The organism is Gordonia sp. NPDC003422 (genome assembly GCF_053588675.1).
In genome coordinates this window covers 169,272-185,391 of sequence record NZ_JBSFQL010000004.1, presented here as the reverse complement: position 1 = coordinate 185,391, position 16,120 = coordinate 169,272, and the positions used below count along the sequence as shown (strand labels likewise).

The following is a 16,120-nucleotide window of genomic DNA, read 5'->3' as shown; positions in this document are numbered from 1 at the left end:
AGCCTCGAAGGCCGTGGCGACGTCAACTCACCAGCCCTTCGAGGCACCTCAGGGAGCGGTAGGGGCACCCACCCAGGCAGGCAGCGGATGAGAGCGTGTGGGACACCCACCTCAGCTCAGGGAGCGGAAAGGGCAACGGCTGGATCTGGGAGCAGCTCGCTACCTACTGATGCTGCCCGAGTTGCGCGGTGATCTCCTGGTTGATCTGCTGCAGACCGGGTGCCGAGAGGCCCGGGAGCTGACCGCGGATCGTCTGCACAATTGACTTGTCGTTGCGCACCTTCTCGCTCGATTGCACGAGAACCGTTCCGGCGCCGACGAAGTCGAATTGACGCTCTTCGCCGGAGTTGATCCCGAATCGGGCGCCGGCGGCCGCGATGAAGCTGTTGACCCATGCCTGATCGAAGTGGTGGCTCGGCGAAGGACAATCGGCCCACCCGACCAGCGCCTCCGGATCGACACGCACCGGCGGCTCCACGAACATGACCGGTCCGCTCGACGAGGCGAGGAACTTGCCGGTCCCGATGAGGGTGAGGAAGCCCGGCACGATCGACTGGTTGAGGGTCAGATTCGGCTGGAAGGCAAGCAGATTCGACGCCCGGATGGTGAGGTTGCCGTCCTCGAGGTCGTAGGAGTTGATGTCGTATCCGCGGTCGCCGATGATCAGCTTTCCGTGACCTTCGGCCACCACGTAGTCCCCGAGATACAGTGGCGCAGAGAACTGTTGGGCCACCATCTGAAGCATCTGGCCTTGCATGCCGTGCGTGAGTGAGGTGAAGTTCATCTGGCCGTAGTAGGCGATCATCGCACCTTTGGACAGGAACCAGGGGGCGTTGAGGTCGATCGCGAAACTGTAGTTGTTGCCGGGGACGTTGTCGTCCGACGGCAAGTTCATCGGATTCCAGACAGTGTTGAGCTCGCTCACAGCTTCTCCTCCGAGGCCTGCACGAAGACCACTCCATGGCCGGTGCACTCCAATTGCATTGCCTCACCACCGGTTCGGCCGACGTTGCGCCAGCTGACCATCGACTTCAGGTTGGTGTTGATCTGCCCCGCCGACGCGACAAAGGCCTGCGGGTCGACGATGACCGGCTTGTCCGGCGTGACCTGAAGATCGAAGACCCCGCCATGTCCGAGAATCACCGCCGAGCCGCCACCGGAGAGTTGGGTGGTGAACATGCCTTGGCCGGTGACCACACCGGCCGCGGCCGAACGCAGCGAGCCGAGCAGGCCGCCGCCCCCGCCTCCACCGCCGCCGCCGCCCGAGGAGGCGACCGACACCACCGATGCCTGCATGTTGGCGGCGTAGACGAGGAGACGTGATGCCTCTACGCGCATCATTCCGCCGACCGCCCCGACGTCGACGATCTGCACTTCGATGCCACGGAAGCCGTAGTGCACCTTGCCATTTCCCTGCGCGATCATCGTCGACTCGTGTTCGCCGGCCAGCGCGCGGCCGGCCATCGCCCCAAACCCTCCGCCAAATCCGCCGCCCCCGGCGCCGGCGATCTGGTGAGGCTGGAACAGGACGTTTCCGGTGTAGTAGAGCATGGCGCCCTTGCGGGCGACCACCGGTCCGGTCTGGCCGATGTCGACCGAGACGACCTTGCTGTTGACCTTGGTGAACACTGCTACTCCTACCGCTCCGCGGGCTGGATGGAGACGACGCCGGTACCGTCCCAGCGCAGCGAGAACGCCTCGCCGGCGTCCTGCCCGATGACGGTGCGCCACGAGACGTCGGTGACGAAGGACTGGTTGAGGTTGCCGCGCGCACAGACGAACGCGTCTGGGTCGACCACGAGCGGGTACTGGGGCGACACCTCGAGGTGGATCAGCGGGCCGCCCCGCGACAGCAGTGCGATCTGGCCGTGTCCGGTCACCGTCGTCGTGAACAGGCCCTGCCCCGACGATGCGCCGCGCAGGCCGGCGAAGGTGATGTTGGTGTTGAGATTGCCGTTCAGCACCATCAGCTGTTCGGATTCGACCTGCAGGGTGTCGCCCGTCATCTCGATGATGGTGGCCTCCGCGGCGTCGTGCGCGAAGTACACGACACCATGTCCGGCGCACTCCATCAACGACAGCGCCTCACCAGTCGCGCGCTGCTTGAGACCGGCCATCACGCCGGCCCCGCCGCCGAAGCCGGCTGATTTGAAGTTGACCTGACCTTCGTAAGCCACCATCGAGCCGCTCAGAGCCCGTACGGCGGTGTTGTTGAGCCTGGCCTCGATGACCCTCTTGGAGCGTTGGACTAGCTGCACGTCACCTCTACCTCGATCCTCCCCGTCGACGCGACCGACCTCGTCGGCACGCGGGCGCATCGACGGTGGTCGGCGCCTGGGTGTCGGGTTGAAAGTTACTCGATAGCATCGGCTCGTGCCCAGAAACTTTGCCCGCCGATGGTTTGGCGGAGGTAGCCGCCCTGCGGTGGACTCCAGCGGGTACATCGAACAGATGACCTCGGAGTTTCTGGCGTCCGATCGGATCGTCGGGGAGATCGACACCGCGGTGTCGGCGGCCGCCGAACTCGACCCCCGATCGTCGTTGCGCGCACAGTGGGTCGCGATCCGCGAGCGGCACTCGGCCATCACCGCCGAGTACCTGCGTCTGACGGGCAACGCGGACGATCGATTCCGTCCGCAACCATCGGAGGTGCAGGCTTGCACCGAAGCGCTCGGACGCATCAACGAGGAGATGACCCGTTTCGGGCACGACCATGACGCCGAACTGACACGCGCCCGAGGCGCCCTTCGGCAAGATGCCGTGCTGCGCAATGACGCGCGGGTGGCCACGACCCGCGCCGTGAACGCGCTCGAACAGACCGATCCCCGACTGGCCCGACTGACGTCGGTCGTGCGAGTCACCGACGACCTGGCGGCCGCGGATGCCGCCTTCGCCCAGGCGTCGGGGCTGGCCGGGCGACGGCAGGCCGCGCGTGCGGTGATCGCCGCGGCGGCCCGGGTGGAACAGGTCCTCGGCGAGGCCGCCGGCTACGCCGACCGCGCGCAGGTCGTCATTCGATCGGTGGAGACGTTGCGCAGCGCGATTTCGACGCGCCGCGAACAGGTGCAGCCGACACTCTCGACCTTGCGTCGCGAGTTCAGTGCCGAGTGCTCGACCGACCTCGAAGGAAATGACGCGACCATCACCGCCGCGCTGGGTCGCGCGGACAACGCCCTGGCCACAGCCCGCGGCCACCTCACCGACGCCCCGGATCTGGCCGTATCGGAAGCCGAAGCCGCCCGGGAGCAATTGTCCTTGGCCGACGATGCGGTCGATGCCGTCCTAGACCGCCTGCGCCTGCTGCGCGGCGTGCGCGACGATCCGTCCGCGGTTCGACGCCGGGTAAGCTTCAGGTTACGAGATGCCCAACAGTTCGCAATCAATCACGGCCTGGTTGACGAATGGGGTTCGGTGCTCGATGCTCAGGCCGACCGGATCGAACGAGCCGGCGGGGCGCTCGAACGAATCCATCCCGACTACTGGGCCTACCTCACCCAGTTGGAGGCCGTCGACCGACGGATTTCGGAGATCGTCGACCGAATGAGAGGACAGGTGGCAGCACGATGACCACCACCGCGGCCGCGGGTGGCGCGGCCGGGGTCGCCGGTGTCGGGGTGCAACACTTCCGCCACATCGACGCGACCGTCGCCGACCAGTTGTTCTGCGTGCATCCCGAACGCATCCCGCTCGACGCGCCCCGCACCCGGCTCGCCCTCGCCCTCGGCGCGACCCTCTATGTCCCGGGTACCCGGCCGGGACTGGCGGACGCCATAACTCGACGCCATGCCGAGGGCGTGACGTCGATGGTGATCGACCTCGAGGACGCCGTCGCCGACGACGACGAACGGATCGCCATCGAGTCTGCGGTGGATGCGTTGCGGACCCTCGCCGATACGCCGGAGTCCTCGATGCTGCTGTTCGTCCGCACTCGTCGGGTTGAGCAGATCCGTTCCATCACAACGGCATTGGGATCGTGTGCGGCTCTGAACGGCTTCGTCTTGCCCAAGTTCGGGACGTCGACCGGGCGCGGCGACCTCGCGGCCGTTCGCGACGCCTCGGTGGCGACCGGATCACGCTTGTTCGCGATGCCCGTCCTCGAGTCGCCCGCACTCGTCCACCGGGAGACGCGTGACGATCAGCTCACCGACATCGCAGCCCTCCTCGACGAGTTCCGCGAACATGTTCTCGCCGTGCGGATCGGCGCCACCGACATCTGCGGGTTGTTCGGCATCCGACGCGACCGGGACCTCACCATCTACGACGTCCGCGTCGCCGCCGACCTCATCGCCGCCGTTGTCAACCGGTTGGGTCGCCGCGACGCGACCGGCCACATCGTGACCGGTCCGGTCTGGGAGTACTTCGCCGACCACGAACGTCTCTTTCGTCCAACGTTGCGCCAGACCCCCTTTCGCGAACACGACGCGGTGATGTTCCGGCAGCAACTGGTCAGCCGCGACATCGACGGCCTGCTGCGCGAGATCGCGCTCGACCGCGCGAACGGCATCCACGGCAAGACCGTCATCCATCCCGCACACGTGGCCCCCGTGCACGCCTTGTCGGCGGTCACCCACGAGGAGTATCAGGATGCCGTCGACATCCTCGCGCAGGAGACCGGCGGGGTACGTGCGTCGTCGTATCACAACAAGATGAATGAGATGAAGCCGCACCGCAATTGGGCGCACCTGGTGATGGATCGGGCCGCCGTGTTCGGGGTGACCCGGCAGGGTGTCGACTTCGTCGATCTGCTGACGGCGCTGGTGCCGGGATGACACAAACCGTTCCTTCCTGGGTGACAGGTACTTTCGGTGCCGAAGTGATCGGGGTGGCGGATGCCACCACCGGCCGCTCGGTCAACGATCTCGTTGTACTGGGGTTGCGGCGCAACCGGCGACGCGCGCATCTGCTGGTCTCGACGGTGCTGGGCAAGCACATCCCGATCGGCCCGAGCGTGGTGCGCGGCGCCGCCGACGATCTGGGCGACGTCGTCCTCGGTGTGCTGGGTCCGGATCTCGCGCGGTCCGCCACGGTGGTCGGATTCGCCGAGACGGCAACGGGTTTGGGTCATTGCGTGGCTGAGCGAATTTCTGCTGCCACCTACCTGCATTCGACGCGGCGGTCGCGCCCCGGGGCGCAGGTGCACGGGACATTCGAGGAGGGCCACTCCCACGCCACCACACACCTGTTGCAACCGAGTTCGCCGGATCTGATCGCCGGTCCTGGGCCGCTGGTCCTCGTCGACGACGAGATCTCCACCGGTAAGACGGCGATCGAGGCCATCGCTGCGCTGCATCGTTTCGCGCCACGATCGCACTATGTGGTCGCCGCGCTGGTGGACATGCGCGACGCCGATCATGTAGCGGCCGCCGATCGTGCCGCGACCGAGCTCAGCGTGCGCATCGAGTTCGTGTCCCTGGCGACGGGCCGGGTCACGTTGCCGGACAACCTGATCGACGAGGTCTGTAACTTGCCACCGGCGAGACTCAATCCGGTGTCGCCGACGCGCAGTACTGTGACAGAGACGCATGCCGAGTGGCCGGACGACGTTCCCGACGGTGGACGGCACGGCTACCTCGCCACCGACGCCACCGCGTTTCATCGCGCCGCCGACGACGTGGCGGCTGCGGTCCGCGAGAGACTCGACCCGAGCACACCGCTCGTCGTGATCGGCCACGAAGAGTTCATGTACCTGCCGCTGTGCATCGCCGAACGCCTCGAGAGCGCGGGCCTCGACGTTCGGTACCAGACCACCACGCGTTCGCCGGCGCATGTCCGCGACGTCGACGGCTATCCGCTGCGACGTGGATTCGAGTTCGCCGCACCGGAATTCGACCCGGATGCGCGGCGCTACGTGTACAACGTCAGCGCCTCGCCCGCGCAAGTACTGTTTGTCGCCGATACCCCGGCGGATTCTGCGGAGCTACGCGAGCCCGGCGGCCTGCTCGATGTGCTCACCACCGCCGGGCACGATGTGATGGTGCTGGTGGTGCCCGAGACCGTACAGTCCGTGATCGCCAAAGCACGAGGTGCCCGATGACCGGAACGACAACCACTCGGACATCGGGACTGCGCGGCCCCGACTTCGGCTCTTACCGGCCCGACGAGGTGACCTGGCTGCTCAAGGACTTGTCGGACATCGCCCTCGAGGGCGCTATCGAGGAGCGTGAGCGGCGAATCCAGTCCGGTGCCGCCCATTACGCCGAATCGCTACCCATCGAGTATCAACCGGGCGAGGAGTATCAGCGGCTTTTCCACACGACCCTGGCGGCGTCGGCTCAGCGCCTTGCCGAGGCCGTCGGTGTGGTGGCGGAACTGATTCTGGCCGAGCGTCATTCACGTCCGACGCTGGTCTCACTGGCTCGGGCCGGCACTCCCGTCGGCGTGCTGATCCGACGCTGGATCGAATTCGCCCATGGTATTTCCTCGCCGCACTACGCGGTGTCGATCGTCCGTGGTCGCGGGATCGACACCAATGCCCTGCGGCACATCGTTTCCGACCATGATCCGGAGTCGGTGGCGTTCATCGACGGATGGACCGGCAAGGGTGCCATCCAGCGTGAACTCACCGTCGCCCTGCGGGAATTCGAGCAGGCCGGCGGTCCCGCGCTCAACGACGAGCTGGCGGTACTCGCCGACACCGGACACTGCACTGCGACCTACGGCACCCGCGACGACTTCCTGATTGCGTCGGCCTGCCTGAATTCGACGGTCTCGGGCCTTGTTTCGCGCACGGTGCTCAATCGCGACCACATCGGTCCCGACGACTACCACGGCGCCAAGTTCTATCGCGAACTCGCCCCGTTCGACGTCTCCGGCGTCCTCCTCGACACCATCAGTGCGCAGTTCTCGGCGGTCGCGCAGCGAGTGCCTGAGCGCGTACAAGAGATCGTCGCATCGGATCGGACGCCAACCTGGGCGGGTTGGCATGCGGTGGAACAGATCCAGGAGTCGTACGGCTTGTCGTCGATCAACTTCGTCAAGCCGGGCATCGGGGAGACCACCCGAGTTCTGTTGCGTCGCATCCCATGGCGTGTGCTGGTGAGCGATGCCGAGCAGCCCGATCATGCGCACATCCGTCTGCTCGCAGCCGAACGCGGGGTCCCGATCGAGGTCGTCGACGGTCTGGCCTACTCGTGCGTCGGCATCATCAAGGAGGGCGCGTGATCGCCGGGCCGGCACGGGTTCTCGTCGCGACAGACCTCGACCGAACGATGATCTACTCACGGTCGGCGATGGGTGACGAACAGTTCGCGACGCTGGCGCCCCAGTGTGTGGAGATCTACCAGGACGCGCCGATCTCCTACATGACGGCTCACAGCCAAGAGCTGTTGGCCCACCTTGCTGCCACCGTGCCGGTGGTGCCGGTCACCACCCGAACCCAGGCCCAGTTCGATCGAGTCACGCTGCCGGGCAGTCCTTTTCCGTACGCGGTGGTCTCCAACGGCGGCCGGATCCTGGTCGACGGCACCGACGACGCCACGTGGCGCGCCAGTATCGATCACGCAGTGCGTTCCACCGCAGCCGATCTCGACACCGTGGTCGCCGAACTGAGAAGGCGCACCGACGACTCGTGGGTGAAGTCCCTGCGCATCGCCGACGACCTGTTCTGCTACCTGGTGGTCGACCTCGCATCCCAGCCCGCCGACTTCCTGGCGGACTGGACGCAGTGGTGCGGCCGTCACGGCTGGACCGTGTCGCAACAGGGCCGCAAGATCTATGCGACACCCGGGTGCGTGACCAAATCGTCAGCCATCGGCGAAGTACGGCGCCGTCTCGTCGACTCCGACCGCATCACCGCCGACGCCCCGCTCATCTCGGCCGGCGACGGCTGGCTCGACGCCGACCTTCTCGAAACCTCCGACGCCGCCATCCGGCCCAGCCACGGCGAGCTGGAGAACCTCGGGTGGAACCGCGACCACGTCGCCGTGACCGAGCACTCGGGAGCGCTTGCCGGTGAAGAGATCCTGACCTGGTTCGGCGACTATGTACGCTCGGCCACCGAGGCCGGCGACCGCGACATCAATCAGGACGCCGTCAATGAGTTGGAGGCCACCCCATGACCGCTCTGAGCAAGGGGCAGAACGCGCCCCTGCCCACCGCCGACCTGACGATCACCGTCGATGTTGGTGCCGCCGCCGATCTTTCGGCTCTCCTGGTCACCGATCGCGGCCTGGTGCGCTCCGACGCCGACTTCGTCTTCTACAACCAGCCGCTCGGCCCCGGGGTGCGGCTCGAGACCGCGTCGGGACGGCCTCGCCTGGTCATCGCCACCGGCGCGATCCCCGCCGACATCGATGCCGTCCGCGCAGTCGTCACCCTCGACGACCCGTCGTCGAACTTCGGGCGCAGTGCCCCGCCGGTCGCGCGGGTGGGCGACGCGTCGGGCCGGGAGCACTACGACTTCGTGATCGGCGGTCTGACAACGGAATCCGTGGTCATCACCGTCGAACTCTATCGTCGCGGGAGTGACTGGAAGGTTCGTGCGGTCGGGCAGGGCTATGCCGGAGGGTTCGCCGATCTCGTCCGCGACCACGGCGTCAGCGTCGACGATCAGCCCGCTGCCCCGACACCGCCACCCGCACCGCCCGCGTACACACCACCACAGCCGCCGCCCCCGGCACCCGAGATAAATCTGACCAAGTCGCGTCCGGTCAACCTGTCCAAGGGCCAGAAGGTGACGCTGCGCAAGGACGGCGGAGTTGCCCTGACCGCCATCCGCATGGGTCTCGGCTGGGATCCCGTGCCGCCGCCGGGTGGCCTCCGCAAGCGGGGCAGTGCGATCGACCTTGACGCGTCCGTGCTGATGTTCTCGGCGGGCCGGTGCGTCGACACCGTGTACTACGGACGGCTGAACTCGAAAGACAAGTCGATCCACCACTCCGGCGACAACCTGACCGGCGAGGGTGAAGGCGACGACGAGGTGATCAGCGTGTCACTGCCCGCGGTGGCACCGTCGGTGGACAATCTGGTCTTCATCGTCACCTCCTATCGCGGACAGACCTTCGAGGAGGTCCAGAACGCGTACTGCCGCCTCATCGACGACACCAACAACGCGGAACTGGCCCGCTTCACCCTCGCCGGTGGTATGCCGTTCACCGGTGTGGTGATGGCGGTGATCAATCGTGAAGGCCCGCAATGGAAGCTGCGCGCGATCGGTGACGGGTTCCAAGCCCGGACACCGAAGAAGGCCGAGAAGCTGGTCGACCGCTACCTCGCCTGATCGGGCAACTATCTCAGTTCGCCGAGCACATCCGCGTGGCCGTGCCGTCGGCACCAGCTCACGATGTAGCGGGCGTGCAGACCGCACCACCGGTAGACGGCTGCCTGAGTCATGGGCAGCCGGTCGTCGTGCTCACCTCGACGTTCGATGATCGGCCCGAGGTAATGGCTGGTGACCTTGTTGGCGGTGTTGGGCGACACCTTCGCGGCCCGCGCCAGTGAGACGTTGTCCGACGACGCCCCGGACGCGATGGCCCCTGCGAGCCGTCCCGCGGTGTGGCCACGCTGCCCCACGAAGAGCTCATAGAGCGGCGTCCGGCGCCGGTCCGTGGCCGGCTCGAAGGGCAGACGTTGCCCGTAGGCCACGGTCCGGATCGATTCCATCAGTGCCTGGAGGCCGTCGGACTTGGCGACCACGCCGAGCACCTCGGGACGCAGTCTCGCCTCGTCCAGATGGTCCTGCTCCATTCCATATCCCTGCGTGGCGAGCAGCACGGGTGCCAGGCGGTCGTGCTTGGTGAGCGCATCGATGACGTCGAGACCGTCGAAGGTCCATTCCGTCTCGGGGCTGTTCCAGATCAGGTCGGCCACCACGACGTCGAAACGAACCTGCCCGGCCACCGCACGCGTGAACTCATCTTCGTCGGTGGCCACCACCACGGTCACGTCATCAAAGGCTTGCAACGGCGGTTCGACGACATGCCCGAGCGGCGACGCGATCAGCATCCGCAGTCCTCTCAGCACGTGCGTAATCTTGCCGGATCGTCGGCAATCATGCGACATCACGCATCGCGGGTTGTCATTCATGCGAAGCAGCACCCGGATATGTCCGAATCGGGTCGCAAACTCTGCTGACTTGCGCGATCCGTTCAATCAGGGTTGAGCATGGATGCCCGATCTCGTCAGGAGGACCGCATGACGTCCACGATGCCCGCCCCGGGAATCCCGGTCGCGCCGGTCCAACCCACCGTTGCGGTAGTCGGTGTGGAGAGCATCGCCACCGCGGCACTCGTCGCGCTGGTCGAGCGGTCCGGCCTTCGTGCTGTTCACGTGCCCCCCACCAGCGACGACGTCGTTGTCGCCCACGGAATCATCGCTCGTGAACCCAACGACCTGCGCCAGGCGCGCATCGGCGACTGCGGACATCCCATTCCCACCGTCTTCCTGTCCACGCCCGACCGGATAGGGAGGATCACCGCATATGGCGGCGGTCCCAGCGTGAGAGTGATCCCGGCCGAAGGACCCGAGTCGCTTGCGTACCTCGAGCGGTTTCTCACCGAGATCGCCGAGCGCGCCCCGCGTCCGGCTCGAGTCCATGTCACTCCCCGCGAGTGTGAGATTCTGCACACCTACACCCTGGGTGCCACACTTCGGCAGACATCGCGTTTGCATCGCATCGCCGAGAGCACAGTGCGCGAACACTATCGTCGCGTCGCACGGCGCTATGAGGACGCAGGACGTCCGGTGGGCAACAAGGCCCAGATGCTGCTGCAGCTCGTGGCCGACGGGTGGATCGATTCCGCTGCGATGCGCGAATCTGCCTGACGTTCTACGGCCACCCAGCAGCTTTCGAAAGATGAACAAGCCACCGGGCGGCATGTGCCGTCGGTGAATAATGGACATCATGCGGTCGCGCGGGAAGATCATCGATGCCACCCTCGAACTGGTGCAGACGTCGGGTTTTGACGGCGTCACCATCGCGGCCGTCGCCGAATCTGCCGGAGTGTCGCGACAGACCGTGTACTCGATCTTCGGAACGCGGGAGGACCTGGTTTCGCAGTCGGTGGCCCATCTGACGCTGATGGCGATGGAAGACATCCAGGCGCATGCCGCGGCGACCGACAACCCCACCGACTTCCTCATCGAACTGGTGATGGCCGGACGGCATTTTGCGCGAACCACGCCGGTTCTGAAGGCGATGTTCCAGGCCGACCAAGGCAATCCGCTCTTCGACGAGGGGGTGATCCGACGCGCCAAACCCGTTGGGTTGCAGTTCCTGTCACCACTGAAGGGCCAAGTCCGCGACATCGAGGACCTGGCCGAACTCATGGTCCACCTCAGCCTGTCGGTGGTTCTGTTCGACGACCGGCCCGACAAGGAACTGCGCCAGTTCCTGCGCCGCTGGCTCGACCCCATGGTCGCGAGCATCCGGATCGACGCGCCTACTCCCTGAGGCCCGCGCACCTCCGCAAACCGCCTTGGCGGGTGGTGCGACAGGACACAAAGGTGAGGATTCCCTCCATTAGTTGACACATTTGGCCACCTATGTCTAGTTTTGGGTCTCGTTCGGGGAGATCCACTTCACTCACTGGGGGCCATGGTGTCTGCTGACACGCGCATTTCTCGTCGTACCTTCCTCGCCGGCACCGGAGCCGTGGTGGCCGGTGCGGCCGTAAGCAGCGCCATCGGTGGCGCTCCGACCGCATCCGCTCAACCGGCCAAGCGCGTGCGGACGGTGCGCGAGGATCACCGCGTCGTCGTCATCGGGTCCGGTTTCGGCGGCGGCGTCGCAGCTCTGCGGCTCGCCCAGGCGGGCGTTCGGGTGCTCGTCCTCGAGCGGGGACGCTGGTGGCGGACCGGACCCAACGCCAACACCTTCCCCAACCCGACCAACCCCGACAAGCGAATCCTCTGGTACAACTCGGCGTCGCAGATCTTCGGTCGGCCGATCTCGGTGGAACCCTATGTAGGACTTCTCGAAACGGTGGTCGGCGACAACATGACCGCGGTCTGCGCGGCAGGCGTGGGCGGCGGCTCACTGGTCTACCAGGGTATGACCCTGCAGCCCGATCGGGCTGTCTTCGAAGCCCACTTCCCCAACGCTCTCGACTGGCCGACGATGAATCGGGTGCACTACCCGCGCGTCGCCCGGATGCTGCACCTCGCGACCGCCCCGGACGCACTGGTCAATTCGCCAAACTACCGTGCCGCACGGCATTTCGCCGATCGCGTCCGCCATCTCGGCCTGCCGCTGTCGAAGATCCCGATGCCGATCGACTGGAACTACGCACTCGCCGAGTTGCAGGGCAAGATGCGGGCGTCGTACACCACCGGCGACGGACAACTCGGCGTGAACAACGGCGGCAAGTTCAGCGTCGACAAGACCTACATCGCGGCCGCACAGGCCACCGGCAACGCAACCATCCGGACCCAGAGCAACGTCACCGAGATCTTCCGTAACCCCAACGGACAGTGGGTGATCCACGTCGACAAGCTCGACGATTCCGGGCGGGCAATCGAGAAGCAGATCCACACGACGCCCACGCTCATCATGGGTGCGGGCAGCGTCAACACCACCCGACTATTGATGCGCGCCGAGAAGCTCGGACACATCCCCGACCTCCCCGACGGCCTCGGCCAGGGATGGGGCACCAACGCCGACCGCATCTACATGTGGACCGATCCAGACGCCGATTTCGGCGCCAAGCAGGGCGGACCGGTGGTCTACAGCAGCAAGAACTGGCGGGACCCGGAGTCGGCGTTCACCGTCATCCAGGCGTCGATGCCGCCCAATCCCATCGGACCGAAGACCACCATGCTCGTCGGCTACGGCGCCAGCCGGGTGCGCGGACACTTCCGCTACGACGGCCGCAGCGATCAGGCCCGACTGTGGTGGCCGGCCACCGGCGACGAGTCGATCCAGAACCGGCACATCGGCCCGACCGTCAAACGCATCGCCGGCCCTCGGTCCGTCCTCACCGACACCAACGGGATCGTCAACTCCACCTGGCACCCGCTGGGCGGGGCATGCATGGGCACCGTGTGTGACCTGGACGGCCGCGTCCGCGGGCAGCGCGGACTGTACGTCGTCGACGGTGCGTTGATGCCCGGAAACTCGGCGGCCTGCAATCCGTCGATGACGATCGCCGCGGTCGCCGAACGCGCCCTCGATCACATCGTCGCTAAGGACGTGGGCACGCTCATCTGACCGGCATGACACAGTAAGTGGGTGCTGCTGCTCGGAACCCTGCTGCCCAACGCCCCGGATCTGCCCGACGCCGTCGTGATCGGCGACGATCGACTCTCGCGGGAAGAACTCGTCGGCGCGGCGACGGCGGTCGCCGAACGCATCCGTGGTGCACACACCCTTGCCGTCCTGGCCCGGCCGAGCATCGACACAGTGCTCGCAGTGGTCGGCGGGTTGATCGCAGGCGTCGCGGTGGTCCCGGTGCCACCGGATTCGGGTGCGAAAGAACTCGAGCACATCCTCGCCGACTCGGGGGCGCAGGCGTGGCTCGGTCCCGCACCCGACGAGCCGATGCTGCCCGCGATCCCGGTGCGGCGCTATGCGCGGTCGTGGCATTCACACCCGGAGCCCGCACCGGACTCGACGGCCCTGATCCTCTACACCTCGGGCACCACCGGGCTGCCCAAGGGAGTTCCGATCACGCGACGGGCGATCGCAGCGGGTCTCGACGCACTGGCCGACGCCTGGGCCTGGACCTCGAGAGATACCCTGGCACATGGTCTTCCGCTGTTTCATGTGCACGGTTTGATACTGGGTGTTCTGGGCCCGTTGCGACGAGGCGGTGCACTGATCCACACCGTCAAACCCACGCCCGCCGGCTACGCGGCGGCGGCCGAGGCGGGAGCGTCGATGTTCTTCGGCGTCCCCACGGTGTGGCATCGCATGGCATCCGATCCTGCTGCCGCACAAGCATTGTCATCGGCGCGACTGCTCGTGTCCGGCAGTGCGCCGCTTCCCGTGCCGGTGTTCGAGCAGATCCGTACGCACACCGGCCACGAGATCGTCGAACGCTACGGGATGACCGAGACTCTCATCACCGTCAGTACCCGGGCCGACGGCGAGCGTCGTCCCGGCTGGGTCGGGCTACCGGTGGCAGGCGTCGAAACCCGCTTGCGCGAGGCCGATTCCGACGTTCCGCACGACGGGGAGAGTGTCGGGGATCTACACGTTCGGGGCACGATGCTGTCGTCGGGCTACCTCAACCGACCCGACGCCACCGCCGAATCGTGGGTCGGCGACGGCTGGTTCGCCACCGGCGACGTCGCGGTGATCGGCTCGGATGGCATGCACCGCATCGTCGGCCGACGCGCCACGGACCTCATCAAGTCGGGCGGCTACCGCATCGGCGCGGGTGAGATCGAGACCGTCTTGATGGCGCATTCCGCCGTCCATGAGGTCGCTGTGGTCGGAGTACCCGACGACGATCTGGGTCAGCGCATCGTCGCGTATGTGGTCGGCGACGCCGTGGAGGACCAGGTCCTCATCGAGCTCGTGGCCAATGAACTGTCACATCATAAGCGGCCCAGAGAGATTCGCTTCGTGGAGAGCCTTCCGCGCAACGCGATGGGCAAGGTGCAGAAGAAGCTCCTGGGCTGAGCTCGCAGGTCCGTGACCTTGGACTCATGACGTCGCGGGTCGAGTTGGAGCATGCTGAAGACATGCAGGCGACGGCTCGCACCGAGACCCGCCCGCCGCGGACGCCGACGCGGCGTCGGCCGTGGCAATGCTGGATGCTGGCCGTCATCGAACTCTTGATCGCCGCGCAGGCAACGTACGGCGGACTCTCGCTCATCGCCGACACATGGCAGATGAATCGAGACTGGCTGGAGCGCACACCGTTTGACAGCTGGGTGGGTCCCGGATGGATGCTCATCGCGCTCATCGCGGTTCCACACCTGGCGGCTGCCATTGCCGCACTCGTACCGAGTTCGCCACGCCTCGGCGTCCTCGGCGGAGTGCTCGCGGGTGCGACCTTGCTGCTCTGGATCGTCGTGCAGATCGCAACGCTGCAGGTGTTCTTCTTCCTGCAGCCGGTCATCGCTGTTGTCGGCGTGCTCGAGATCGGCCTGGCATTGTGGTGGCGAAGTGACCACCCTGAAATGTGTCCCCGATTTCCACCCTGGCCAGGGCCGTCGTTGACATATCGTCAGCGCCGACCTCGACGAGGGCGGAATTCGGTGACAGATTTCAGGCCGAACGCTTCCGGTGGTACCCATTCCGCAGAGCCGCCTGGATATCGGCATAGGTGCTGTTCCACCGCAGAAACACCTGGTTGTACGTGACCCGCATGGGAATGTAGCCGCGGGCGACCAGCTTTCGGTCACGAGTCCGGTCGGCCTCGTAGTTCTCCTCGCCGGTGTGATGCGCCTTGCTGTCGAACTCGATCGCGAGCCGATCTCCCACCAGCAGATCAATATGTCCGACGCCGGGCACCTCGTGCTGAACCTCCACCTTCACCCCTCTGGACTTCAGGCGGAGGCGACCCGCGGTCTCAGTGCCCGACGCCGCTCCCTCGTCACACTTTCCGATCGAGCGTCGAATCTTCTCCGGCGCCAAGCGAAACGCGTGCTCGAGCTCTTTGACAGTCACCTCGCCGAGGTTGAGCGCCGAGTCGCAGAGTATGACGAATCCCTCCTCGTCGAAACACCGCGCACCGTACTGAAGCGACGTCAATACGTCGTCGACGGCGACCAAGGCGGGCGACGGTCGCCCGTAGCGGCGACAGCGGTCATGAGATTGCCTCCGCTCGTGCCGGGTCACCCGGTTGTGCAGCTCCTTCGAGTGGTCAGGCACCCAGAGTCCGCAGCGCCGCAGCGCCGATGCGCACGTCACGACACCGCGATCCCGCACTGCGGCAACGACTCCGGGATCAGCGTCGCGAACCGCGTACCATCCGTGGCGCAAAGGGCTGAGCATCCCGTCGAACTTCGCCTGACGTATGTCCTCGGTGCTGTGGCCGCACGCGAGCAGTTGGTGCGTGGCCAGCACGCCCCCGTAGGCCTTGGCCAGGTCGTCGAAGTCCATGAACGCGAGTGTGCACGGCCATCGTGCCTGCATTGCCGCTCACGATGCACCTGTGGAGAACCACCACCGCCTGTGTAAGGTTTGGGACGCACATGCACGTAGTGTGCCGATCGGGTGCCCACAGTCGGTCTG

At 66.2% G+C, this 16,120-nt stretch carries 16 protein-coding genes; 11 read left to right on the top strand and 5 right to left on the bottom strand.

What is annotated here, in order from left to right:
* Positions 1 to 163 precede the first annotated feature (163 nt).
* From ACWDTF_RS05700 to ACWDTF_RS05690, 3 genes are read right to left on the bottom strand one after another with little or no spacing between them, the layout of a single operon-like run.
* Positions 164 to 925: an AIM24 family protein gene (locus tag ACWDTF_RS05700; protein WP_433257051.1), complete on the bottom strand. Its 762-nt coding sequence runs from the start codon at positions 923 to 925 to the stop codon at positions 164 to 166.
* Positions 922 to 1,629, bottom strand: coding sequence for an AIM24 family protein (locus ACWDTF_RS05695; RefSeq protein WP_449754088.1), 708 nt, complete (start codon positions 1,627 to 1,629; stop codon positions 922 to 924). Before ACWDTF_RS05695 ends, ACWDTF_RS05700 begins: the two co-directional genes overlap by 4 nt.
* Before the next feature lie 8 nt (positions 1,630 to 1,637).
* Positions 1,638 to 2,258 (bottom strand): AIM24 family protein, encoded by a 621-nt coding sequence (locus ACWDTF_RS05690; RefSeq protein ID WP_240855335.1) that lies wholly within the window; start codon positions 2,256 to 2,258, stop codon positions 1,638 to 1,640.
* Between the two features lie 193 nt (positions 2,259 to 2,451).
* Between ACWDTF_RS05690 and ACWDTF_RS05685 the strand changes: the two genes are divergently transcribed.
* Genes ACWDTF_RS05685 through ACWDTF_RS05660 form a run of 6 tightly spaced genes read left to right on the top strand, consistent with a single transcriptional unit; the run spans position 2,452 to position 9,217 of the window.
* On the top strand, positions 2,452 to 3,567 hold the full coding sequence (locus ACWDTF_RS05685; protein ID WP_240855564.1) for a hypothetical protein: 1,116 nt from the start codon (positions 2,452 to 2,454) through the stop codon (positions 3,565 to 3,567).
* Complete coding sequence (locus tag ACWDTF_RS05680) at positions 3,564 to 4,769, top strand: HpcH/HpaI aldolase/citrate lyase family protein (protein WP_449754087.1); 1,206 nt, start codon at positions 3,564 to 3,566, stop codon at positions 4,767 to 4,769. Before ACWDTF_RS05685 ends, ACWDTF_RS05680 begins: the two co-directional genes overlap by 4 nt.
* On the top strand, positions 4,766 to 6,034 hold the full coding sequence (locus ACWDTF_RS05675; protein WP_449754086.1) for a phosphoribosyltransferase family protein: 1,269 nt from the start codon (positions 4,766 to 4,768) through the stop codon (positions 6,032 to 6,034). Before ACWDTF_RS05680 ends, ACWDTF_RS05675 begins: the two co-directional genes overlap by 4 nt.
* Positions 6,031 to 7,161, top strand: a complete 1,131-nt coding sequence (locus ACWDTF_RS05670) for a cysteine protease StiP family protein (RefSeq protein WP_355274143.1) — start codon at positions 6,031 to 6,033, stop codon at positions 7,159 to 7,161. The genes ACWDTF_RS05675 and ACWDTF_RS05670 overlap by 4 nt, the downstream gene beginning before the upstream one ends.
* Positions 7,162 to 7,208: 47 nt before the next feature.
* Complete coding sequence (locus ACWDTF_RS05665; protein ID WP_449754104.1) at positions 7,209 to 8,057, top strand: HAD family hydrolase; 849 nt, start codon at positions 7,209 to 7,211, stop codon at positions 8,055 to 8,057.
* Positions 8,054 to 9,217 (top strand): TerD family protein, encoded by a 1,164-nt coding sequence (locus tag ACWDTF_RS05660; RefSeq protein ID WP_449754085.1) that lies wholly within the window; start codon positions 8,054 to 8,056, stop codon positions 9,215 to 9,217. Before ACWDTF_RS05665 ends, ACWDTF_RS05660 begins: the two co-directional genes overlap by 4 nt.
* Positions 9,218 to 9,225: 8 nt before the next feature.
* On the opposite strand, the gene ACWDTF_RS05655 is transcribed toward ACWDTF_RS05660, so the two are convergent.
* Positions 9,226 to 9,999, bottom strand: a complete 774-nt coding sequence (locus ACWDTF_RS05655) for an MSMEG_1198 family transcriptional regulator (RefSeq protein ID WP_374245936.1) — start codon at positions 9,997 to 9,999, stop codon at positions 9,226 to 9,228.
* A gap of 132 nt (positions 10,000 to 10,131) precedes the next feature.
* Between ACWDTF_RS05655 and ACWDTF_RS05650 the strand changes: the two genes are divergently transcribed.
* The 5 genes from ACWDTF_RS05650 to ACWDTF_RS05630 all read left to right on the top strand — a co-directional run bounded on the left by ACWDTF_RS05650 (position 10,132) and on the right by ACWDTF_RS05630 (position 15,246).
* Positions 10,132 to 10,761, top strand: coding sequence for a helix-turn-helix transcriptional regulator (locus tag ACWDTF_RS05650; protein WP_240855344.1), 630 nt, complete (start codon positions 10,132 to 10,134; stop codon positions 10,759 to 10,761).
* Between the two features lie 79 nt (positions 10,762 to 10,840).
* A complete protein-coding gene (locus ACWDTF_RS05645; protein WP_240855345.1) occupies positions 10,841 to 11,389 on the top strand; it encodes a TetR/AcrR family transcriptional regulator in 549 nt (182 codons plus the stop codon).
* 144 nt (positions 11,390 to 11,533) lie between these two features.
* Entirely contained in the window at positions 11,534 to 13,144 is a 1,611-nt protein-coding gene (locus tag ACWDTF_RS05640; RefSeq protein ID WP_449754084.1) for a GMC oxidoreductase, read from the top strand.
* A 24-nt stretch (positions 13,145 to 13,168) separates the two neighbouring features.
* On the top strand, positions 13,169 to 14,560 hold the full coding sequence (locus ACWDTF_RS05635; RefSeq protein WP_449754103.1) for an acyl-CoA synthetase: 1,392 nt from the start codon (positions 13,169 to 13,171) through the stop codon (positions 14,558 to 14,560).
* 26 nt (positions 14,561 to 14,586) lie between these two features.
* Complete coding sequence (locus ACWDTF_RS05630) at positions 14,587 to 15,246, top strand: hypothetical protein (RefSeq protein WP_449754083.1); 660 nt, start codon at positions 14,587 to 14,589, stop codon at positions 15,244 to 15,246.
* On the opposite strand, the gene ACWDTF_RS05625 is transcribed toward ACWDTF_RS05630, so the two are convergent.
* A complete protein-coding gene (locus tag ACWDTF_RS05625; RefSeq protein WP_240855348.1) occupies positions 15,152 to 15,988 on the bottom strand; it encodes an endonuclease domain-containing protein in 837 nt (278 codons plus the stop codon). The genes ACWDTF_RS05630 and ACWDTF_RS05625 overlap by 95 nt on opposite strands.
* Between the last annotated feature and the right edge of the window lie 132 nt (positions 15,989 to 16,120).

Coding starts and splice junctions, on each gene's coding strand:
- ACWDTF_RS05670 (WP_355274143.1), top strand. CDS start 6,031: ATGACCGGAACGACAACCACTCGGACATCGGGACTGCGCGGCCCCGAC.
- ACWDTF_RS05655 (WP_374245936.1), bottom strand. CDS start 9,999: ATGTCGCATGATTGCCGACGATCCGGCAAGATTACGCACGTGCTGAGA.
- ACWDTF_RS05640 (WP_449754084.1), top strand. CDS start 11,534: ATGGTGTCTGCTGACACGCGCATTTCTCGTCGTACCTTCCTCGCCGGC.
- ACWDTF_RS05680 (WP_449754087.1), top strand. CDS start 3,564: ATGACCACCACCGCGGCCGCGGGTGGCGCGGCCGGGGTCGCCGGTGTC.
- ACWDTF_RS05660 (WP_449754085.1), top strand. CDS start 8,054: ATGACCGCTCTGAGCAAGGGGCAGAACGCGCCCCTGCCCACCGCCGAC.
- ACWDTF_RS05675 (WP_449754086.1), top strand. CDS start 4,766: ATGACACAAACCGTTCCTTCCTGGGTGACAGGTACTTTCGGTGCCGAA.
- ACWDTF_RS05685 (WP_240855564.1), top strand. CDS start 2,452: ATGACCTCGGAGTTTCTGGCGTCCGATCGGATCGTCGGGGAGATCGAC.
- ACWDTF_RS05645 (WP_240855345.1), top strand. CDS start 10,841: ATGCGGTCGCGCGGGAAGATCATCGATGCCACCCTCGAACTGGTGCAG.
- ACWDTF_RS05630 (WP_449754083.1), top strand. CDS start 14,587: ATGACGTCGCGGGTCGAGTTGGAGCATGCTGAAGACATGCAGGCGACG.
- ACWDTF_RS05665 (WP_449754104.1), top strand. CDS start 7,209: ATGATCTACTCACGGTCGGCGATGGGTGACGAACAGTTCGCGACGCTG.
- ACWDTF_RS05650 (WP_240855344.1), top strand. CDS start 10,132: ATGACGTCCACGATGCCCGCCCCGGGAATCCCGGTCGCGCCGGTCCAA.
- ACWDTF_RS05625 (WP_240855348.1), bottom strand. CDS start 15,988: ATGGACTTCGACGACCTGGCCAAGGCCTACGGGGGCGTGCTGGCCACG.